Source organism: Phycisphaera sp., assembly GCA_025916675.1.
Taxonomy (GTDB): Bacteria; Planctomycetota; Phycisphaerae; order Phycisphaerales; family UBA1924; genus JAHCJI01.
This window is the reverse complement of the sequence record CP098402.1, coordinates 1,730,701-1,751,422: the sequence shown is the minus strand read 5'-3', so window position 1 is coordinate 1,751,422 and position 20,722 is coordinate 1,730,701. Positions and strand designations below refer to the sequence as shown.

Sequence of the window (20,722 nt, the reverse complement as noted above, 5' to 3'; positions counted from 1 at the left end):
CCCCGATGGCCCGGAAGCGGTCCCCGGTCGTTCGGGAGCGGTCCCGAGCCACCCAGGAGCGGTCCCCGATCGTTCGGAAGCGGTCACGAGCGACCGATGAGCGGTCATGAGCGACCGATGAGCCGTCATGAATGACCGATGACCGGTCGTCGGTGACCGACGACCGGTCGGATGTCGCTCCGCCGCCGGTGCGATAACTGCTTGCGGCGTCTCGCCCCCCCTCGCCCACGTTCGGCCGCCATCCCTAGCATCTCTCCAAGATGTCGGACCCCACGAACAACCAGGGCCCACCCACGCACGCCGACCACCGCGCCCTCTTCGCCGCCCATGGCCTGCGCTGCACCCGCCAGCGGCAGGTCGTCTACGCCGCCCTGGCCGGCACACGCGAGCACCCCACGGCCGAGGCGATCTATGACGCCGTCAAGGCTACCCCGGAGGCTGGCGATGGCACGATCTCGCTAGCGACCGTCTACAACACGCTTGAGACCCTGACCCAGCGCGGCCTGTGCCGCAAGCTGGCGACGCCGGGCGGTCCTACCCGCTTCGACGCCATCACCGACGAGCACGCCCACGTCCAGGCCCCCGACGGCTCGCTGGTGGACCTGCCCGACGACCTGAGCCGCCGCGTCATGGCCGGCGTCCGCGACCCAGCGTTGATCGACGAGATCGAGCAGCGGCTGGGTGTCAAGGTGGGGCGGATCAGCATCCATCTGGCGGCGGAGTAACACAGAAGCGTTGAACGCAGAGGTCGCGGAGATCCTAGAGGGTGCGGCCTGGCGATCGCTTCTGTTCCTACCCCTCGGCGACCTCTGCGTTAGGTCTCTTCTACTCCCGCCACCCCAGCGCCCACTCCCCCTCGCTCCGCTCCTCCGCCCGCGTCCGCGGTAGCACCAGCCCATCCCACGCCAGCCGGATGCCGCCCGGCAGCGCCCGATCCACCGGCTCGTGCCGAACCTCGTGGTTCATGTGGATGAACCACGTCTCCTGGGCACCGATCTTCTCCGCCGCCGCCACGGCCTCGTCGATCGAGAAGTGCGTGGGGTGCCGCCGTGGTCGGAGTGCCCCAAGCACCAGCGTCCGCAGCCCTCCGAGCAGCGGCCAACTCTCGGGCGGGATGCCCGAGACGTCGGTGCAATACGCCAGCGGCAGCAACTCGTCGATCCCGGTGCGCCCGGCCACGGTGGAGTGGGCCGCTTCGACACGAAACCCCAGCACCGGCAGCCTGCCATGCAGCAACGGGATGGGCGTGATCTTCAGGCCGAACATCTCCTCGGGCACCAGCGGCAGCAGGCGGTGAGGGATAACCGATGCCACATAGCTCGGCTGCACGTTGCTCTTGGCGTCGAAGATGTGCCCATACACCCGCCGCAGGAAGTCCAGCGTGTGGTCGTTGCCGTAGATGTCCACCGGCCCTTCCATCAGCGTGTTGAACCGTCGCAGCTCGTCGAGCCCCCAGGTGTGGTCGACGTGGTTGTGCGTAAACAGCAGCGCGTCGACACGCTCGAGCCCGGACCTGAGCGCCTGCTGACGCAGGTCTGGCCCCGCGTCGAACAGGATGGTCCGCTCCTCGCCCCGGTCATCGCCAAACCGCAGCGCCGCCGAGCACCGCAGCCGGTTGTCCTTGGGATCGCCGCTGGTGCAGGTGAGGCACGAGCAGCCGATCACCGGCACGCCGCTGGACACGCCCGTGCCCAGGAACTCGAACGAAACCTGCCGATGCCTGGGTTGTTGCTGCTTCGGCTCACTCACGAGCCAGCGTACGCCGCAAACACCCACCCGTTCGTTCTATGATCGCCCATGCCCAAGAGCCTGCACCTGTACAACACCCTCACGAAGCGCGTCGAGCCCTTCCGCGCCACCAACCCGGGCGAGGTCACCTTCTACTCCTGCGGCCCGACGGTCTACGACGACGCCCACATCGGCAACTTCCGGGCCTTCCTCATCGCCGACCTACTCCGCCGCTGGCTCGAGAGCCCGCTGTGCACCATCCAGGACGCCAAGGGCAACGAGCACGCGGGCCCGCGAACGGTTCGCCACGCCATGAACATCACCGACGTCGGCCACATGACCGACGATGATCAGGCCGACGGCGGGGGCGAGGACAAGATGGACGCCGCCCGCACGCGGCTGCTCGAAGCCAAGAAGGCCGGCAAGCTGCCCGCCGGTGCCTTCATCGACCCCGCCGACCCCTACGCCATCGCGACCTTCTACGCCGATCGCTTCATCGAAGACGCGGGCAAGCTCGGGCTCAAAGTCGCCGGCGAGCCCGAGATGATGCCCCGCGCCACCGCCTACGTGCCCAAGATGATCGAACTCATCGAGCGACTCATCGAACGCGACTGCGCTTATGCCACTGGCGAGCAAGGCAGCCGCGCCGTCTACTTCAGCGTCAACGCCTTCAACTCCTATGGCTCGCTCAGCGGCAACACCCTCGACGCCCTCCGTTCGGGGGCGGGCGGCCGCATCAACGACGCCAACCAGCAGACCAAACGCCACCCCGCCGACTTCCTGCTGTGGAAGGAAGACGCGACCCACCTCATGAAATGGGACAGCCCCTGGGGCGCCGGCTACCCCGGCTGGCACGTCGAGTGCTCGGCCATGGCCTACGAGGTCCTCGCCAAGGCCGCTTTTCCCGATGGAAACGTGCCGAACGGCCAACCCCTCATCGACCTGCACACCGGCGGCGAGGACAACATCTTCCCCCACCACGAGTGCGAGATCGCCCAGAGCTGCTGCGCCTTCAACGCCGAACCAAACGACGCCCCCTTCGCCCGCCACTGGCTGCACACACGATTCCTGCTCGTCGACGGCCAGAAGATGAGCAAGAGCAAGGGCAACTTCTTCACCGCCCGAGACCTCTTCGCCAAGGGCGTCGAGCCCGCGGCGCTGCGTCTGGCACTTACACGTACACACTATCGCACGAACGCGGACTTCACCGAGCAATTGCTTAAGGACAGCCAGCGGATGATCGAGCGGTGGCGAAGGGTGCAAACTTCGAGTTCGGTGGGCGAAGCCAATGCAGCGTCCACGCTTGCACGCGACGAGTTCGTCGATGCGATGCACGACGACATGAACATCGCTGCCGCCGTCGCCGCGATCAACTCGATGGTGGGGGAGCTGAGCGAGCCAACCAAGGCCGACGCCGACATCCTGATGCAACTCGACGCCGTTCTTGGCGTGCTCTCCCTCGAACGCCCCGAGTCTGCCGACACCACCATCGGCCTCTTCGCTCCGGGACTTACCCCCGACCCCGCGGTCATCGAAAAACTCGAGCAACGCAAGGCCGCCCGAGCCAGCAAGGACTTCGCCGCCTCCGACGCGATCCGTGACGAACTGGCAGCAATGGGTTACGCCATCAAGGACGTCGCTGGCGGCAAGGTCGAGGTCACGAGAGCCTGAGAACTCAGCCGCCCGCGGTCGCGAGCCGCTCGCTGGCCTGGAACCAGCGCTGCCAATCATCGCGCGTCATCGGCAGGCTCGAATCATCCCATACCGTGTCGGGGAAGCTCTGGTACAACCGCTGCGCCCGCTCGTTGGCCGCCCGCGCCAGCGCCATCTCGCCCTGTTGCAATCGGGCGCTCACGATCTGGATCAGCGGCACGAGCGCCGCCGGGTCGTTCGAGTACTTGGCGTGCGCCGCGGCATAGTGCTTCACGGCCAGCTCGTAGTCTTCAAGGTCATACGCGCACGCGCCCAGGAAGAAGTACGCGCTCCGGAGCGCCTCGCGTTCCGAAGCCGACGGATCACGAATCTGCTCCAGCCCATCGCGTGCGTACTCAAATTGTTCGATCGCCGTTCGGAGCCGATCTTTGCGCATGCGTTGCAGCTCGCGGCGTTCACTGCCGGGCATGGCCTGTGTGAGCGCGGTGCCGATGCGTTCACCTTCGAGGCGGAACGCATCGGCCAGCCTGAATCGGATCTGTTGCTCCTTGCGTTCGCCCTCGTAGCGAGCCAGGGCTTCGCGCAGCCGTTCGATGGCCTGCACGTACTGGCCGCTTCGATAGTGCAGCGTGCCGAGTTCCACCAGAGCCGTGCGGTATTCCTCGCTCGTGGGGCCCACCAACCCACCAGAGAGCACACGTTCGAGCAACGACATCGCCTCGCGGTCGTTGTCCGGATTGGCATCGGACAGCAACGTCTCGGCCAGTGGCACGTACGATCGCAGCGCGAACGGCCCGACACCCTTGCCCGTGTCCGGGTTGTTGGCGTCTTCGATGATCGATCGGAACGCCTCCTCCGCGGCCGAGTGCCGGTTGCGGGCCTGGTAGATGCGACCAAGCCGGTACCTTGCCTCGGCCCGCATCGGGCTCTCGCTGATCGCCGTGACGAACGTGGTGAGCTTCTGCTCGGCCAGATCGAGATCGCCCGCCCGATCAAAACTCACCGCGCTGCGCCACGTGCTGCGCTCGAACGCTTCCTCATCGAGGGTCAGCAGGTCGGCGTGCAGGGCGTAATACCCGCCGGCCGAGCGAAGGTGCATGCGCACTTCCTCGCGCGTGGCCGCATCGAGCAGGATCCGATCGGCGTGGCCATCCACCTGGCCGCCGGCCGCTTCGATCAGCTCGTCGGCCATCGCGGCATTCGCGTCGGCCAGGGCCAGCACCAGCGCCGCCGAACGCTCGCCGTCGCTCACCTGCTCGGCCAAGCGAGCGTACCGGAGCGCCTCGGCAATCTGCCCCGCCGCGGTCTGGTTCTGGTGCTGCATCAGCAGCGCGTTTTCCAAGACGGCCGCATCGATGCCACCGCCCGGCCCGCTGTCGTGCAATTCGGCGATCGCCTCCTGGAAGAGGTCCATCGCGAGGTCGGGCTCGTCTTCGGCCGCGTAGACCTCGGCCAGCCCAAGCCGGGCCGCCTGCGCCGATGGTGCCCACCCGAGCTCACGAAGCACACGCTGGTACCGATCGCGCGCGTCCATCGGATTGCCGGACAATTCGTCAAGCCGCCCGAGCAGCACCATCGCTTGCCCGCGTTCGGTTGACTGTGACTCGGCCAGCTTCTCACCAAGCTCGAGCGATGCGCGGGCCGATTCAAGATCGCCAACTTCGATCTCCGCCGCCCCCATCTCGATGCTGAGCGCCGCCCGTCGCTCGGGTGACGCCTGGGCCCATTGCGGGTACGACCGGAGCAGACGGTCGACCACGCCCCCATAGTCGCCCGTCGCGGCCAGCACGCGGGCGCGGTGGAGTTCCGCCCACGCCCGGTCGTTGATGCCCAGCGTCGGGTCCGAAACGAATCGTGTCACGAAGTCGATGAGCTGCTCGCGGCCGCCCGGCGTGTTCACGTCGGGTTGGGCGATGGCCATGCGGTACAGCTCGTGCCGCTTTGGCCGTTCTGTCGCCGGCATCGCGTCGGCCCGCGCGAGCGCGGGCTCGATCTCGCCCAGCCCGAGGTACGCCAGACCGAGGAAGAACGCGTCCTGCGGACGGAGCGCGGCTCCTTGCCGCTCGGCCTCGCGATACTCCGACACGATGTTCCGGTCGTTGGCTTCCTGGCGCACGGCGAGTTCGGCCTGCCCCATCGCGAGCGCTCGCGCGCGCAGGGTGTGGAACCGCCGCCGGTGCTCGGGCGTGAACGACGGTCGATCCAGCAGTGGGCCCAGCTTGTCATTGAGCACATCCAAGGCCTCGACGTACCGCCGGGCCTCGATCCGTCGCTCGGCCCCGGCCATCAGGGCGTCGTAGTCGGGCATGGGCCGATGCAGGGCGGTGACAGCGAGGCCGATAACCAGCACGGCCACCGAAATGCCGAGAGTCGGCACCTGCCAGATCTCACGCCACGGCGTCACCGCCGGGTCCTGGCCCGGGGCATCCTTGGATTCGGTAGCTTCAGGGCTCTCGTCGGCCGCCACAACGCCTCCGCGATGGGGCACGCAATCGGCATGCCCTGATCGCTATCGGTCGTCCGGCCCCTGATCTTGATCGGAATGTCCACGACCCTCCACCGGGACGGCCTCGCCGATCACCCCAAGCCCGGCCATCGTGTCGCCACGGTGTCGCAGAGCGGGGCTCGTGGCGCCCGCGAACGCGACCAGCGGCAGCAGCCATTTCACGGCGTTGCGGGCCAGCGAGGCCCCGATGCCCGGCTTGCGGGGCGGGACAACGGCCCCGTCGACCGAACCCGATCGCGACACGAAGAGCCCGAAGATGAGCTTGCCCGGCGTGCGGCCGGTTGCGGCCTCAAGCACCGATCCGGCGACGAAACCGAAGGCCAGGGCCATGATCAGCGGGGCAAAATCGAGCACGTCGGCACCGATGCGCATCGCCAGCCAGCCCTCGGGCAGCAGTTTCGCCAGCTCGCCGCCTAGCAACAACGCGAGCAATCCGTCGGCCACCGATGCCATCAGCCTCGGCATGGCTGGTGCCAGCATCGTCCCGGGCGGGGCCACGAAGGGGGTGTTCTCGCCGGTCGTCCGCACGATGAACAGCAGCAGCGTGGCGCTCACAAGAATCATGAGGACCAGTAGGATACGGATATCACTCGGCGAGACCGGCCCATCGAAGACGGCTGGCCCCCGGTACAACGTGCGTCCCGTGTCGAGCGAGAACTCGTCGATGACCAGCTTCGTTGCCGCGCGCCCCTCGGCACCCTCGGCATCATCGCCCAAGCGCACGATCAGCCCGCGCCGAGATGCGGGAAGGAGCGCGACGCCGCCCTTGGGTGCCGAGTAGATCGTCTTGGCCTGGGAGCCGACCACGTCGACGATGTGGATCTGCGAGTACCCCTGCAACGCAAGCACGATCCTCGCTCCAATAGCCACCGGACCGGCAGCCACACGGGCCCCTTCTCCAACGCTCGCGATGCTGATCGTCTCCAGCGTCCATTCCAGGATTGCTGGGGCCGTCTCTTCGTCCTCGGTCTGGGTACCCGGTGACAGGATCTCATCGGGATCGATCAGCTCGAATCCGCCGGATCGTGGCTCGGCCTCTGGCAGGGACGCACGCCAGGTGTACACCAATCCGCCGGCAACCGTGGCAACACACACCGTCCGATCGGCCAAGACGCCGATCACCGATGGCGACGGCTCGCCGACGAGTACCGGCCCATCGGCCCACGTCCAGGTGCCCCGATCGAGCCACGCGATCTGGGTCGGCCCGCCACTCGGTGTGACGAGCACCACCGGGCCCCAAGGCCCCGCGGCCATCGAGATGACCTTGCCCTTGGTTGCGAGATACGCGGCCGACGCCAGGCGACCGCCGGTCCCGGTGAACCACGTGCCATCGATGGCACCACGCTGGACGGCGGCGGTCAGGAACCCGTAGCCCGCGCGATTGCCCGAGCCGGCGAAGGCCATCCACACACGCCCGCGCGTTGCCGCGATGGCGGCCGGCTGGCGTTCGAGCGAATCGACGATGCGCACCTCGCCGTCCCTTGCCCCGCCCCGCCCGAAACGCGGCGGGATGTGCCACAAGCCCCAGCCGCTCGAAACCGTGGATGGCGTGACGGCCCAGGCGTGCTCATCGCCACGCTTGCCATCGGCGTATGCGCCCGTGGCTAGTTGGGCGCGAGCCGCGACCGCGACCAGCAGCCAGGTGGCGAGCGCGGCGAACCATCGGGTGCTCGGGCGGTTCATCGTCGCTCCACCGGCCGCGCGTGCATCACGTCGAGGTCGCGCTTCAGCCGCACGCCGTAGCGCGAGAGCGAATCACCCAGATCGAACGCCCGCTCATCGGGCCGCCGCTTGCTCGATTGTGCGCCAAGAAACCGGATGCGTACCCGGGCGTCGAGCTCGGGCACGTCGATCAGCACCCGCTCGGGGATGCTCACGTCGGGCAACTCGCGATCCACGCGATCGGTAAACAGTGTTCCGCCCCGCAACATGTCGGCCGTCAGCACGGGCGGCAGCCTGGGATCGCGTTTGAGCACCACCCGCACGGGCTCTAGTGTGTCGGGCTCGAGTGTGTACTCGACCACGCCCCAACGGGCCGGCGCCGTGAGCACGATGTTGCCACCCCTGGGGGACAGCTTCAGCGGCTGCTCGGGGTCCATCGGTTCGCCGGGAACGCTCGAGAACCCCAGCAGCAGCAGCAGGTCGAGCGGATGCACCGGCACGCCCAGGCCCGCCAGGCGATCGGGATCGGCCTTGGCGTGCGTGCCGATCGAGGCGATCGGATCGTCGGCCAGCAGGTCCATGTACCAATAGAACCGCTCGTTGGCACCAAGGGCGGCGACGTCAACGCCGATCTTGCGCATGCTCAGGGCGATGTGATCGGGCTGGACGATGTGCAGGTCGCCTTCGAGCTGGTCGACCTCGTCCTCACCTTCCTTGCCGATGTACCAGACGGTCGTGGTGGTCGCCGCCCAGAACCGCTCAAGCCGCTGGGCCCGCTGGTTCATCGCGGCGGCAACCTCCTCGTAGGTGTACGCCGAGAGGTCGATCGAACCCACGGGGAGCGGGCTTGGCTCGGGCTTTGAAGCACAATTGCAACCAGTCGCGCAGAACACGACCAGCAACACCAACCCAAGGGCCCGCCTCATGACGCGTCTCCCGTGACTTGGCTCTCATTTTCCGGTTCGGGTTCGCCCAACAGCAATACCGCCACGCGTTCCATCGCCTGCTCGAGTTGGTCCTCGTCCAGTCCCGGATCGGCCACCTCGATCGGTGTATCGTCGATGTACCCACCCGTCGCCGTCACCCGGCGCACACGCAACTGGCCCTTGCGCTGCCCCTCGAACCGCAAGCGACGCCGGCGGACCAGCATCCACGCCAGCACGTACCGGAGCTCGACGGCCTGGTCGTCCTGCGGCTCGGCGATCTGATCGAACAACGCGACCAGGTCCTCGTCGTCCACAGGCCGGTCGTTGGCCTTGTCCTTGGGCGCGGGCATCACGCCCCGCCAGACCGCAACGGTCTCGCATTCGGTTGTGGGTCGCCAGCCGTCGCTCCATGCCGCCTCGGCCACGTCCAACCGGCTCGAACCCTCGCCCGGATCCATCAGCAGCACCGAGACGATGCGATCGCCAGGCTCCAGGGGTTCTCCCGAGCGGGCGCAGGTTTCGTTGGGTCGACCGATGGTGATGCCGGGGAGGTTTGCCACAAGCGACTTTACGCGACGGCCGGGGTGGCGTCGGCCTTGCAAGGGAGCATCATCGGCAACTGGCATCAAACAGGCGGGTGCTCGTACCACCGGGGCCTACGGGGAAGCGGCAGACCATGCTGCAACGCGGGCAGCGCGCCGTGTAACAGGGGGCGTCCGGGGCGCGATACACCCGCACGTAGGCCCCGGCACACGTGAACCGGACACCAATCCATGGACGGGGTGTGCGGGTGGTCTGGTCGCCGGAGTTGGCGGTTGCCGATGAATAGTGGTTCGGATTCACGGACTATGCATCGGCCCGGTTCGAGCGTGGAATTGAACGGACCAGCAATTGTTCGGTTATTGATTGGAATCACGCGGCCACTACGAAGATTGCGCAATAATCACCGACCGCCGAGCCGGTTCCATGCTGGGAGAATCCCGAGTGCCCCGTCCGTTGGTCATCCTGCCCGATCCGCCCACCCCGCCGACGGCCATCGGTCTCATCGCGGGTGCCGGCCGCCTGCCGATCATCGTGGCCGAGGGATTGCGCGATATCGGCCACCGCATCCACGGCATCGGTCTGGCGAACATGTACGAGCCCGACCTGCCGGAGATGTGCGAGAGCTTCCACGAGGTGGGGCTGTTCCGAGTCGGCGGCTGGGGCAAGGCCCTGGCCAGGCGGAACGTGCGCCACGCCATCATGGTGGGCAAGGTCGACAAGGCCAAGCTCATGCACGACCCGCTCCGCATGGTGCGCAACGTGCCCGACATGCGCACGCTCATCGCCTGGCACCAGAAGCTGCGGCATGATCGACGCTCCTACGCCGTGCTCGGCGCGATCGCCGATGAACTCGAACGCTGCGGCGTGCAACTGCTCGACTCGACGACCTCGATCCCCCAGGAACTCGCCGACGCCGGCGTCATGACCACCCGCCAGCCCACGACCGCCCAGCAGGCCGACGTTGATTTCGTGTGGCCCCAGTTGGTCGATCTGATGCGTCTGGACATCGGCCAGGCCGTCGCGGTCCGCGAGCGTGACATCATCGCCGTCGAAGCCGTCGAGGGCACCGACCGCATGATCGAACGCGCCGGCATGCTCTGCCGGGCCAAGGGCTGGACGCTGTGCAAGGGCGCGCGATGCGGGCACGACCGCCGGAGCGACGTGCCGACCATCGGCGTGATGACCATCGAGCGCATGCACGACGCCGGCGCGGGCTGCCTCGCGCTGGCCGCGGGTGACGTCATCATGATCGACAAGGAAGACGTCATCGCCGAGGCCGACCGCCGGGGCATCGCCATCATCGGTGTGCCCGTGGGCGCGGCCTGACATGATCCCTCCACCAGCCGACGCGGCCAACGCGACACCAATGGGTGTGTCGCGGGTCGTTTCACGCGGGTTGTATAAGCTCCAGCACGCGTTGCACGTGTTCGAGATCGACGCCGGGGGCTTGGCTTGCGCCGATCTGGGCGCGAGCGTGGGGGGGTTCAGCCAGTGCCTGCTCGCGTGCGGCGCGAGGCGTATCGTCGCGGTCGATACGGCCAAGGGCATCCTGGACTACGCCGTCAGGCGGGACGATCGCGTGCGCACCATCGAGCGTGCGAACGCCTTGCACCTCAAGCCGGCCGAGCGCGTCGACCTCGTCGTGATGGACCTGGGCTGGACGCCCCAGCGTCTCGCACTGCCAGCAGCGGCCCGGTGGCTCGGAGATGGCGGTCGCATCGTGAGCCTCATTAAGCCACATTATGAGAGCGGCGAGCATCTCACCAGCGAGGGCGAGGCGGAACGAATCGTGCAGGAAACGGTGGCGGCGGTGGCGCCGCTCGGCTTCGTGTGCAATGGCCTGACCAGGTCGCCCATTGCGGGCTCACGCCGCAAGGGCAAGAGCGCCAAGGCAGGCACCGGCAACGTCGAGTGGCTCGGGCTGTTTGAGGTGGCTCAAGCCGGAGACGCCGACCAGCCCGGCTGAGTATGGCCGGCCGGATGCACGAGCTTCCACGCCGCTTCGAGGAGTTCACGTAGGCCCTGGCGAGCGGCGCCGCTGATGATGAAGACCTTGGTATCGTCCGCGAGGTCGAGCGCACGGCGCACGTCGGCGACGGTGTCGGCCAGTTCCTGATCGTCCACGAACAGGTCGGCCTTGTTGAGCGCGATCAGCTCGGGCTTTTCGAGTAGGGCGGGCGTGTACTGGCCGAGCTCCGCACGGATGCTCTTGTAGTTCGAGGCCGCGTCGCCGTTGTCGGGCACCATGTCCAGCACGTGGATGAGCACCCTCGTGCGCTCGACATGCCGCAGGAACTCGTGCCCAAGCCCCGCGCCGCCCGCGGCACCCTCGATGAGCCCGGGGATGTCGGCGATCACCAGCCGGCGACTGGCGTCGAGCTCGGCGATGCCAAGCTGCGGGCTGAGGGTGGTGAACGGGTAGTTGGCCACCTTCGGCGCGGCGGCGGTGGTTGAGGCCAGCAGCGTGCTCTTGCCCGCGTTGGGCAGGCCGACGAGGCCAACCTCGGCGATCAGCTTCAGTTCGAGCCTGATGCGACGCTTCTCACCGGGCTCGCCCTTGGTCGCCTGCCGCGGGGTCTGGTTCGTCGCGCTCTTGAACTTCTCGTTGCCCAGCCCGCCCTTGCCGCCGTGGGCCCCGATGATCCGGTCGCCCGGGGCCAGGTCCCACAGCAGCTCGCCCGTGTTGTCGTCGTAGATCAGCGTGCCCGGTGGCAGCGGGAGTTCGATGTCGTCGGCACCCGCGCCGTATCGCTGGGATCCCTCGCCCGGCCGGCCGCCCTTGGCCCGCCAATCGTGCTTGCCCCGATAGTCCAATAACGTGCCAACGTTCTCGTCAGCCACCAGGATGACACTCCCGCCGTCGCCGCCATCGCCGCCGTCGGGGCCGCCCTTGGGCAGGCCCTTGCCCCGCTTGAACGAGACGCAGCCATCGCCCCCCTTGCCGGCGTAGATCGAGATAGTGGCGCGGTCGGCAAACATGAGAGGGGATGGTACGCGAGACCTTGGGCGTGCAACAAAAAGCCCGGGCTCGCGCCCGGGCCTCGCAGGGGGAGATGAGTGCTCGTTTTATGCCGCTCGCGCCATCGTCTGCGCGAGTGCCTGCTTCAGCCGGTCCTTGTCACCAGCCCGGCAGAACATGTTGAACACCGCCGCCATGCGGGCAGGGCCAAACTCGTCGTCGTCGATCCACACCACCGTGGCGAACGCGAAGATTGCTCTGCCGGGGCCCAGGTCGCGCCCCGGGCCCACGTGGGGCGAACGACCAAAGCCCATCGGGCCGGGCAACTCGATGCGAAAAGCCAGCCGCGTGCCGGGCTCGAACGGCCGATCGAGCTCGAACTGGAGCCCGCCTTCGCTCACGTCGTAGGCGTGGCCCTCGAAGCGGAACTCGTCGCTATCGAGCGTGCGTACCGCGATCGGGCTGTACATCGGCGGCACGCTGAAACGCGGATGCTGCCGCCGCTCGCGGAGGGGGATCGGGCCACGGTCGTGATTCACGGTTTCGAGCATCGGGATACTCCCATGTCTGGGGTCGGATAAGCCTCTGGTTCGTGTAATCGGGCCAGGGTTTGGCGGGCTTGAAGGGTTGTGCGGGCCAACTCCAAAGAATTTTCATACGCTGGGGGTACTTCCCGGTGCGGCACGACGGCTATCGGCCCCTCGAACCCACCACCGAGGGGCGCTGTACGATCGCAGAGATGGGTGACGGCCACCAAGGCAAGCCAGCCTGGGACGACCAGTACACGCTGCTGTGCGAGCGGTGCGGCTATGTCGTCGACGGGCTGCCAGAGGAAGGCGTGTGCCCCGAATGTGGGCGAGAGATCGAGAAGAGCCTGCCGAGCAACCGTCCCGGCACGCCCTGGCAGCAACACCCGAGCATCAGAAGCATGCTCGCGACATCGTGGACGACGGTATGGCACCCGGTACGGACGCTGGATACGCTGGCCGCCACACCACCCAGGTTCCGGGCTCTAGTGATTCTTGCCGCACTGCCCTTCGGACAGTTGATGGGCATTGCCCTGCTCCTGGTCTTCCAGATCGAGCGGCCGCAGCCCAACGGTGGGTCGGTCGCGTGGACTCCGGGCAGCGCTCCAGGCGCGTTCGCGCTGGGCGTGCTCCTGGGCGTCGTGCTGACACCAATCGCCGCCGTCGTGCTTGCCGGGCTGACCTGGATCGAAGCGCGCGGCTTGGTCATCTTCGGTGCGCAGCGCGGCGGGCGTGTATACCCCGAACTGGCCCACAGCATCGTTCGTCATGGCGCGGCCGGCTGGTTGGTGTCGGGAATCGGTGCGATCATGATGCTGCCGATGGTCTGGTCGCTCGAACTCGAAGCCAGTTGGCCGGCACCCTCTCCGAACGGCGATTCACCTCAGATCTGGACAATCGTCTTGGCGACGGCGGGGTTTAGCATCATGGTGTTGGGCTTCCTCGGCTTCGAGCTCTTCGCCTGGCTCGGCCTGCGACGCTGCAAGTTCGCCAACCGACCCAAGCCCAGCACCGAAATGCCATAAACCAGCGTATGAAGGGGAGTTCACGCCCTTCGCGGCCACCGCGTGCCGGCTCTACGCTTGGCGTGGAGGGAAGCCCTGATGCCCGAGGCTCGCGTGCGTCGTAAATTCCGAAGGGTCCGCCGCGTAGCGATCGCGCTGGCCGTGGGCGTCGTGGTTCTCTTCGTCGTCGTCGCCGTGGCTGGCCCGAGCATCGCCAGCGCGGTAGCTCCAGCGATCGCCAGCCGGCTGGGGCTGCCCGGTCGCGTCGAGGTCGAGGCCGTCTCGCTCTCGTGGCGTGGCGACCTCTCGGTCGGGCGCGCCGCGATCTACGACCCGCAAGGCCAACACGTCGCCAGCGTCTCGGTCCACACGGCCGGCGGCCTGCTCGGGTTGCTCGACGGCCGCGTCGACAGCGACATCGTCGTCGATGGATGGGCCACCGTCGAGATCAACGAAGACGGCACCACGAATATCGAGCGGGCGTTCGGCCTCGAGCGTGGTGCCGAAGCCGACGCCCTGGACGATGCCGAGCACATGGGCTTCGCCGGCGAGTTGCCCTTCGCGCGGGTGGTCTTCGACGGGCTCGACCTCTCGGTCACTAGGGTCGGATCACCCACGCTGGCCATCGCCGGGCTGTCGGGTGAGGCCGAAGCCGAGGGGCAGCGTGTCATGGCCAAGGCAAACGGCTCGCTCACCATGCCCGCCCAGCACCCCAAGGCAAGGCGCGAGATCGAAGAAGCCCCCGCGCACGGCACGTTCGACCTGAACACCGATATCGGCCTTCAAGACTTTTCGGGCACCGCTTCGGCCAAGATCAAGAGCCTTACACCCGAAGCCGCCGCCGCACTTGGCGCATTAAGCGGCGACGACACCGTCGCCCGCGCGGCGACCGTGGCCGCGCGCGGAGGCTTGGGGCTCGAACTCGACGCGACGCTGGCCTCGGCCATGCCCACCGAGGCCCGGGTCAAGATCAACTCGCAGACGGTCAACGCCAACCTCGCGCTCGAAACCCGCGATGGCGCGGTCCGGCTCGAATCGCCCGGCACGGTCGAGATCGACACCGCGGCATTCCTGGCCGAAGACGTGATCCGCCAGCGCGTGATGCCAGGCGAAGGCGTCAAGGTCACCCAAGCGGGCCGGCTCACCCTGAACCTCGAACGCCTGAGCGTGCCGATGGAGGGAAACACGCCCAAGCTCCAACAAGCCGAAGCGACGATGCGTGTGCAGGCCGGCCGAACCCTGCTGACCGTGCCCGGGCCCGATGGCCAGCCGGTCGAGGTTCGCATGAACACCCTCGAAGCCTCGGCTGTCGTCGACGCTGGTGCTCCATTGGTGATCAGTGCCCTGGCCAAAGCCGGCGTGCGCGGCCAGCCCGATGGCCAAGTCAAGATCGACGCCTCGGTCGACCTCAGCGCGATCCCCGACATGACCGCCGGCGACCAGACGCCCGGCGTGAGCGCATTCGCACGGCTGGCTCCGAGCCTGAGTGTCTCGCTCGACGGAGTCCCGACCCTTGCCGCCAAGCCCTGGCTCGCGACGCTCGATGCGATGGGCCTGGACGTGCCCCGCATCGTGGGCCCCAACATCGACGCCACGCTCGTGTGGGCACGCGGGGCGGCAGGGGCCGCCGACCTCGTCCTCAACATCAACGCACCGCATGTGCAGGCTGTCGCTGGCGCGACGTGGACCAGCGAGGCCATCACGCTCACCACGCCCGCTACGCTCAACATCGACCGGCCCAACGCCATCGCCGCCCCCTGGCTCCCCGAGGGCTGGCTTATGGAAAACGGCCAGGGCGTGCAAGCGACCGTGCCCGAACTCCGGCTGCCGATGGCAGGTTTCAAGCCCGACCTCAAGGCCGCGACAGCCCGCGCGACCCTGCGCGCCGATGGTGCCAAGCTGCATTCGCCCACCGCCCCGACACTGGGCGTGGAAGTTCTGGAGCTGCGCCTCGCCACGAGCGGCAGCCAGACCACCGTGGAGTTGACCTCCAAACCAACCATCAACGGTAAGGTCGCCACCCTCGACGCGAACCTGAACACCGCCGGCCTCGGCGCGTTGCTCGACGTGACGCCAGAGCGTCCCCCAGCCATCCTCGGTACGGTCGACTTCTCGGCGCCCTCGCAACTCGCCGGTGCGTTTGGGATGGACTTTGCGGGCAGGCCGCTGCAGCAGTGGGTTGCCGACGCGATCGGGCCGGGCGCAAACGCTAGACTGAAACTCATAGAACCAACCGAAGACCGATTGCTTGCCGGCACGCTCGCGGTTGACGCCCAGCACACGAAGCTGAACGCCGAGGGGCTCGGTCTGACGCGCACCGGTTTCTCTATGAGCGACGCGACGCTGCGTGCCACGCCGAGCAAAGCACTCTGGGATGGGCTCGCGTCCCTGCTGAAACTTGACGGTTCGACGCTGGCCGCCACAGCATCGATCGTGGTGGAATTTGGCCCGGCGGCCCTCCCCATCGGTGGGGGAGCGGATCTCTCGGCTGGTCTTGCCGACACCTCCGTGCGCCTGACCTCGCAGGACCTGATCAGGATCAATGATGTGCCTACGGGCCAACCCGACGAATCCGGCCAACGCGACCGTGTCGACATATCACTCACCACGTTCGAGGGCAATCTGAATTCTGTTGGCCGCGCCATGGCCGGCGGCTCGAACGTGCGGGGCTCCCTCAACGCTGTACTCGAATCGCCCGGCCAAGGGCAGATTGCTTCGCTTTCCTCATCGCTGCAATCGGGCGAACGCGGTGCCGTTCGGGCGCAGGTTGTTGTCGACGAACTGAACATGGAACTCTCGGGCGCGCTGGCTGGGTTGGGAGGCGGCGCGGCCACGGCGATCCAGGGGGCACTTGGTGCCGATGGCCGCGTGGAGTTGCTGGCTTCCGCCCGCGCGACACCCGAGGGTGCGATGCCTTGGACGCTCGAGACCGCCTCGCTTGGCGTTCAGACACCCCGGCTGGCCACAGCCCAGCCGATCGAGGCGGAGTTCACGCGCGACTCGATCACGCTGGCCAAGCCCGTGATGCTGACCTGGACGCCCGACGCGATGTGGCTGGAGTCGGCGATCGGGGCGCAGGTGGCCTCCGTGGAGCCGTTCGAGATCACGCTGGAGCGTCTCGCGGTTGGCAACCCGCTCGCCGGTGAGGTCGCGCTGCTCGACCCCACCCTCGTGTCCATCGATGCGTCCGTGAACGGCCAGGGGGCGACTATCGCCATCAAGGACCGCCCGAGCATCGAGCTCGACGCCGTCACGGGCCGCGTGCGGCGTGTCGGGCAGAGCACCTACAGCGTGACCAGCCGGGCGGCGACGGCCGGAGGCGGCTCGCTCGAACTGAACGGGCTGATCAACAAGCCCACCGACGTGCAAGGCCGGCTGAGCCTTGAAACCGCCGAGGTCCGTGGCACACTGAAGGGCGATGATGTGCCCGTGGCCTTGGCCGACGCGATGTCGAACACCGATGGCCTGCTCGCCGACAGCCTGGGCGAAGTCGTCGATCTTGACGCGGAGATCCAGCATGGGAAGCTGATCCCCGGCCAACCACCCCAGGCCGACCTCCGCTTCAGCGTGCGCGGGCCACGTGCCGACGCGTCGGGCTACGGACGGCTGGCCAACCACGTGATCTCGATGCCCGAATCGCAGACCCTGCTCACCGTCCACGAGGTGAAGCCCGAGATCGCCGAGCGCTTCAGCCAGATCATCCCCGAGCTGCTCCGCGTCGAGAAGCGGCCCGAAGATGGGCCGGCGGTTATTCGCACCGAGGGGCTCTCGATCCCGACCAATGGTGATTGGGTCAAGGGCCAGGGGAAGATGACCATCTCGCTTGGCACGGCTCGGTTCAAGACCAGCAGCGTGCTCGCGAGTGTGCTGAAAGCCACCGGCCAACGCGACAAGGGCTCGCTCGGCCGGCGGGTCGACCCGATCCACATCACCATGGTCGATGGGGTGATCAACTACGAGCCATTTGACCTGCCGATCGGTGACCTCACGCTGCATTCCGAGGGCTCGGTCGACCTGCCGGCCAACTCCATGGACGTCCTCGTGTGGATCCCAATGGCCGCACTATCCGACGAGGCAGCGGGCAGGTTCAACACCGGCCTGGGAAGCGCAATTGGTCGCTCGGTTCCCGGCTTCGGATCAGCGACGACGGTTCCGTGGCGGGTGAGCGGCCAGCTCAACAGTCCCAGCATCCGCCCGGCCCCGCGGGTGCTCATCGAACGCCGAGGGAGCAAACTGCTCGGCCCGATCTTGCGCCCGGGCGAATCGCTCCAGGACCTCCTGAGCATCCCCCGCAAGCGCGAGCAGCCCGGTGGTGGGGGCTGATTATCGAGCCCAATCAAGAAACCGAGCGACGGCCAGCGTCGGCTCGATCACCCCACCCGGGGCAGATCCAAGAAAGCCCGGGACTCGCTCAACGGCAACCCACCGCGCCTCTGCGCACTCCCAGGCGTGCTCGCCGGCGCTCGACAGCGCCGGTGCAGGCCCCCCAATCGTTGCACGCACGATGATGTCAACGCTGCGCGCGGCCCGATCGACGACCGACGCCACCACCCGAGCATCTTGCAACGGGCTCGTGACACCAACCTCCTCCGCAAGCTCGGCGCGAAGCGTGCGCATCACGCCGTTAAGGTCAAGCACCGACGGCGACTCGGGCACATGCAAACCACCGGCAGGGGCAAACTCCCACATTCCCGGGTAGCTCCGCGTCGAGGTGCCGCGTCGGGCGAGCAGCACGCAAGGCTCGCCGTCACGCGTCGACTCGATCACGCCCGTCACGCTCAGGATCTCGGTCGGACGTTCCGGCCTCGGGCACACGACATGGGCGAAGCGATCGGGCGAGGCGTGAATCACCCCAGCCGAAGCGTCGATCGAGTCGACCGCCAGGATCTCCCCGTCGAACAAGCGCGGGTTGCCCGCGCAGGCCTTCGCCCATTCGAGTTCAACGCGTGGATCGAGCGCGGGCCGCGAACCACATACTTCAATCCGCAGCGGGGCCCGCAGTGGAACGAGCGAAACGCTCACAGCCCCAGGGCCGACGAGAACGGCCCGCCGAGCTGCGAGCTCAGCTCCTCGGGAAGCCCGAGCTCTTTGGCTTCTTCGGCGATCGTCTCTCGTGCGACGGCCTGGGCCTTGGCCATCGCGTCGTTGGTCGCCTGCGCGATCAGGTCCTGGGCCAGTAGCCGGCTCGCCTCATCGGCAGAGAACGCCGAGGCCATCGCCGGCTCGATGTGGACGCTCACGACCTTCATCGCGCCGCTCATCGTCACGACGATCGCGCCCTCGCCGGCCGTGCCCTGCACGCGCGCCGAATCCAACCGATCCTTCACGCGCGCGGCGGCGTCGGTCAGCTTCTGGCGATCCTTCATCAGGCTCGTGATGGCGCCGAGCGCGCGCATCTGATCAAACATCCGTGGCCTCCCGTGACAACCGCCTTACGGGCTACCGTCGGCGTACGCGCGGGCTGGCTCCACGATATTGTGCGAGACCGCCCGACCGCCGCGGACGACAACCTCGACCACCAGCGTGTTCTTCGAGCTCACGTGCGACATGTCGAACCGGTACCGCCCTTCGCCCATGTCCTGGGGAGAATCGTGGTTCAGCTTGGTCTTGACGCCCTCGAGATCGAGTCCCTCCGACGCCATCTCGCCGTGGTCGAACCACTCCTGGATGTCGGCCTCGTTCATCGCGCCGCTGCCCTTCTGGCTGATGAAGTACCACGCGCCGAGGCCGCACGCGACGACAACCAGCAGGAGGACGATGTTCTTGATCAGGCCGGATTTTTTCTGGGTCATGGGAGGGCTCCGCGGGTACAAGCGAGACGTGAACGAAACACCGATGTTGCAGAGGTTAGACCCCGTCCGGACCCCGCGATTCCTCGGGCGCAAACAGCTCCCGGGCCTTGCGAACAAGGGCATGGTCATGCAAGGCCGGGCCCGTGGGCACCGATTCGGGATCGGGTTGCGGGCGTGGCTGCGGCTTGGGCTCGACCTCAATAGGGGTAGAGGCAGGGGCAGATCGAGTTGCGGGCGGTGTTGGTTGGGGTGCCAGCGGGGGGCTTGGTGGAGCGGCCGCCGGCCTCAGGCTTTTCCCCGCGACATCTCCGGGACCCGGCTTGCACCACCGCCCGAGGCAAGGGCCGTCAGGTCGGCGAATCGTTCGGCCATCGCCAGCCGCACCAGCGCCGCATCGAACATCGCTCGTGGTGCCGGGCTCTCCCGGCACACCCGCTGGGCGGTCTCGCAGAGCGCGATCATGTGCGAGAGCGCTGGGGCATCGAAGTTGCCCGCCCGTTGGGTCTCGCTCTGCCTGGCGGCATCGGACAACTCAACAAGCGTTGTTTCCGGGCCACACACACCGAGAATCATCAGATCCCGGAGCCGATTCGCCAGCGTCTCGAGCGCCAGTTCGGGTCCGATGCCCAGACCGAGCAACTCGTCCCCGGCCTCCAGAGCCTGCCGAGTATCACTCGACGCGATCGCATCGATCACCTTGCCAATCAATTCACGATCGGGCAAGCCCAGCAACTCTTCCAGCCGTGCCAGGGTGAGTTTCTTGTCCCCAGCCGCCATCAGCCGATCGAGGAGGCTGAGCGCATCGCGCATTGATCCCGCGCCCAGACGTGCCACGGCGGCCAACAGGTCATCGTCCGCCTGCACGCCCTCCTTCTCGCTGACTTCTCGCAGGTGGTCGGCGATGCGGTTGGCCGAGATCATCCGGAAGTCGAACCGCTGGCACCGGCTCTGGATGGTGGGGGGAACCTTGTTCGCCTCGGTCGTGCACAGGATGAACTTGACGTGGTCGGGCGGCTCTTCCATCGTCTTCAGGAGGGTGTTGAACGCCTCCTTGGTCAGCATGTGGACCTCGTCGATGATGTAGACCTTGAGCTTGCCCCGCAGCGGCATGTACCCCGCGTTGGCGATCAACTCCCGCGCGTTGTCAACGCCCCGGTTGCTTGCCGCGTCGATCTCGATGACGTCGCTGTCCTGCCCGGCCATGATGGCGGCGTCGGTGTCCTCTGTGCCCCCGGCCAGGGCCTTGGCAAAGATCCGGGCCATCGAGGTCTTGCCCACCCCCCGCGTGCCGCAGAACAGGTACGCGTGCCCCACACGCCCCTGCTCGATCGCCTTGGCCAGGGTGCGCGCGACCGCCTCCTGACCCACGACGGTCTCAAAATCCTGACTCCGATAGCGGCGGGCGAGGGCGGTGTAGGCCAT

The 20,722-nt window shown here is 67.4% G+C and carries 17 protein-coding genes; 6 read left to right on the top strand and 11 right to left on the bottom strand.

Annotated elements, in window-relative coordinates; translation table 11 throughout:
- Positions 1–260: 260 nt before the first annotated feature.
- The gene (locus NCW75_07550; GenBank protein ID UYV14137.1) at positions 261–725 is read left to right on the top strand and encodes a transcriptional repressor; all 465 of its coding nucleotides are present in this window, start codon (positions 261–263) and stop codon (positions 723–725) included.
- Positions 726–825: 100 nt separating this feature from the next.
- On the opposite strand, the gene NCW75_07545 is transcribed toward NCW75_07550, so the two are convergent.
- Entirely contained in the window at positions 826–1,749 is a 924-nt protein-coding gene (locus NCW75_07545; protein UYV14136.1) for an MBL fold metallo-hydrolase, read from the bottom strand.
- Between the two features lie 48 nt (positions 1,750–1,797).
- Here NCW75_07545 and cysS point away from each other — a divergent pair, with 48 nt between their 5' ends.
- Complete coding sequence (cysS, locus tag NCW75_07540; GenBank protein UYV14135.1) at positions 1,798–3,399, top strand: cysteine--tRNA ligase; 1,602 nt, start codon at positions 1,798–1,800, stop codon at positions 3,397–3,399.
- A gap of 4 nt (positions 3,400–3,403) precedes the next feature.
- On the opposite strand, the gene NCW75_07535 is transcribed toward cysS, so the two are convergent.
- From NCW75_07535 to NCW75_07520, 4 genes are read right to left on the bottom strand one after another with little or no spacing between them, the layout of a single operon-like run.
- The gene (locus NCW75_07535) at positions 3,404–5,869 is read right to left on the bottom strand and encodes a tetratricopeptide repeat protein (GenBank protein ID UYV14134.1); all 2,466 of its coding nucleotides are present in this window, start codon (positions 5,867–5,869) and stop codon (positions 3,404–3,406) included.
- A gap of 21 nt (positions 5,870–5,890) precedes the next feature.
- Positions 5,891–7,570: an RDD family protein gene (locus NCW75_07530; protein ID UYV14133.1), complete on the bottom strand. Its 1,680-nt coding sequence runs from the start codon at positions 7,568–7,570 to the stop codon at positions 5,891–5,893.
- Positions 7,567–8,475, bottom strand: a complete 909-nt coding sequence (locus tag NCW75_07525) for a hypothetical protein (GenBank protein UYV14132.1) — start codon at positions 8,473–8,475, stop codon at positions 7,567–7,569. The genes NCW75_07530 and NCW75_07525 overlap by 4 nt, the downstream gene beginning before the upstream one ends.
- Positions 8,472–9,035 (bottom strand): hypothetical protein, encoded by a 564-nt coding sequence (locus NCW75_07520; GenBank protein UYV14131.1) that lies wholly within the window; start codon positions 9,033–9,035, stop codon positions 8,472–8,474. Before NCW75_07520 ends, NCW75_07525 begins: the two co-directional genes overlap by 4 nt.
- Positions 9,036–9,459: 424 nt before the next feature.
- Here NCW75_07520 and lpxI point away from each other — a divergent pair, with 424 nt between their 5' ends.
- Together lpxI and NCW75_07510 are read left to right on the top strand one after the other, a co-directional pair.
- Positions 9,460–10,344 (top strand): UDP-2,3-diacylglucosamine diphosphatase LpxI, encoded by an 885-nt coding sequence (gene lpxI / locus NCW75_07515; GenBank protein UYV14130.1) that lies wholly within the window; start codon positions 9,460–9,462, stop codon positions 10,342–10,344.
- A gap of 1 nt (position 10,345) precedes the next feature.
- Positions 10,346–10,984: a hypothetical protein gene (locus NCW75_07510; protein ID UYV14129.1), complete on the top strand. Its 639-nt coding sequence runs from the start codon at positions 10,346–10,348 to the stop codon at positions 10,982–10,984.
- Here NCW75_07510 and obgE read toward each other — a convergent pair.
- Both obgE and NCW75_07500 read right to left on the bottom strand, forming a co-directional pair.
- Positions 10,954–11,997 carry a GTPase ObgE gene (gene obgE, locus NCW75_07505; GenBank protein ID UYV14128.1) on the bottom strand — a complete coding sequence of 348 codons (1,044 nt, stop codon included), beginning with the start codon at positions 11,995–11,997 and terminating at the stop codon, positions 10,954–10,956. The genes NCW75_07510 and obgE overlap by 31 nt on opposite strands.
- Positions 11,998–12,084: 87 nt before the next feature.
- Positions 12,085–12,528 (bottom strand): PilZ domain-containing protein, encoded by a 444-nt coding sequence (locus NCW75_07500; protein UYV14127.1) that lies wholly within the window; start codon positions 12,526–12,528, stop codon positions 12,085–12,087.
- A gap of 188 nt (positions 12,529–12,716) precedes the next feature.
- Between NCW75_07500 and NCW75_07495 the strand changes: the two genes are divergently transcribed.
- Positions 12,717–13,529, top strand: a complete 813-nt coding sequence (locus NCW75_07495; protein UYV14126.1) for a hypothetical protein — start codon at positions 12,717–12,719, stop codon at positions 13,527–13,529.
- A 78-nt stretch (positions 13,530–13,607) separates the two neighbouring features.
- Positions 13,608–17,831 (top strand): hypothetical protein, encoded by a 4,224-nt coding sequence (locus NCW75_07490; protein ID UYV14125.1) that lies wholly within the window; start codon positions 13,608–13,610, stop codon positions 17,829–17,831.
- Here NCW75_07490 and NCW75_07485 read toward each other — a convergent pair whose 3' ends face one another.
- The 4 genes from NCW75_07485 to dnaX all read right to left on the bottom strand — a co-directional run bounded on the left by NCW75_07485 (position 17,832) and on the right by dnaX (position 20,722).
- Positions 17,832–18,530: a hypothetical protein gene (locus tag NCW75_07485; protein UYV14124.1), complete on the bottom strand. Its 699-nt coding sequence runs from the start codon at positions 18,528–18,530 to the stop codon at positions 17,832–17,834.
- On the bottom strand, positions 18,527–18,916 hold the full coding sequence (locus NCW75_07480; GenBank protein ID UYV14123.1) for a YbaB/EbfC family nucleoid-associated protein: 390 nt from the start codon (positions 18,914–18,916) through the stop codon (positions 18,527–18,529). Before NCW75_07480 ends, NCW75_07485 begins: the two co-directional genes overlap by 4 nt.
- 24 nt (positions 18,917–18,940) lie before the next feature.
- Positions 18,941–19,300: a hypothetical protein gene (locus tag NCW75_07475; protein UYV14122.1), complete on the bottom strand. Its 360-nt coding sequence runs from the start codon at positions 19,298–19,300 to the stop codon at positions 18,941–18,943.
- Positions 19,301–19,585: 285 nt separating this feature from the next.
- The gene (gene dnaX / locus NCW75_07470) at positions 19,586–20,722 is read right to left on the bottom strand and encodes a DNA polymerase III subunit gamma/tau (GenBank protein ID UYV14121.1); all 1,137 of its coding nucleotides are present in this window, start codon (positions 20,720–20,722) and stop codon (positions 19,586–19,588) included.

What these genes read in the sequence shown, in the direction of transcription:
- NCW75_07530 (UYV14133.1), bottom strand. Translation starts at nt 7,570, where the DNA reads ATGAACCGCCCGAGCACCCGATGGTTCGCCGCGCTCGCCACCTGGCTG.
- obgE (UYV14128.1), bottom strand. Translation starts at nt 11,997, where the DNA reads ATGTTTGCCGACCGCGCCACTATCTCGATCTACGCCGGCAAGGGGGGC.
- NCW75_07495 (UYV14126.1), top strand. Translation starts at nt 12,717, where the DNA reads ATGGGTGACGGCCACCAAGGCAAGCCAGCCTGGGACGACCAGTACACG.
- NCW75_07490 (UYV14125.1), top strand. Translation starts at nt 13,608, where the DNA reads ATGCCCGAGGCTCGCGTGCGTCGTAAATTCCGAAGGGTCCGCCGCGTA.
- dnaX (UYV14121.1), bottom strand. Translation starts at nt 20,722, where the DNA reads ATGGCCTACACCGCCCTCGCCCGCCGCTATCGGAGTCAGGATTTTGAG.
- cysS (UYV14135.1), top strand. Translation starts at nt 1,798, where the DNA reads ATGCCCAAGAGCCTGCACCTGTACAACACCCTCACGAAGCGCGTCGAG.
- NCW75_07480 (UYV14123.1), bottom strand. Translation starts at nt 18,916, where the DNA reads ATGTTTGATCAGATGCGCGCGCTCGGCGCCATCACGAGCCTGATGAAG.
- NCW75_07500 (UYV14127.1), bottom strand. Translation starts at nt 12,528, where the DNA reads ATGCTCGAAACCGTGAATCACGACCGTGGCCCGATCCCCCTCCGCGAG.
- NCW75_07550 (UYV14137.1), top strand. Translation starts at nt 261, where the DNA reads ATGTCGGACCCCACGAACAACCAGGGCCCACCCACGCACGCCGACCAC.
- NCW75_07525 (UYV14132.1), bottom strand. Translation starts at nt 8,475, where the DNA reads ATGAGGCGGGCCCTTGGGTTGGTGTTGCTGGTCGTGTTCTGCGCGACT.
- NCW75_07510 (UYV14129.1), top strand. Translation starts at nt 10,346, where the DNA reads ATGATCCCTCCACCAGCCGACGCGGCCAACGCGACACCAATGGGTGTG.
- NCW75_07475 (UYV14122.1), bottom strand. Translation starts at nt 19,300, where the DNA reads ATGACCCAGAAAAAATCCGGCCTGATCAAGAACATCGTCCTCCTGCTG.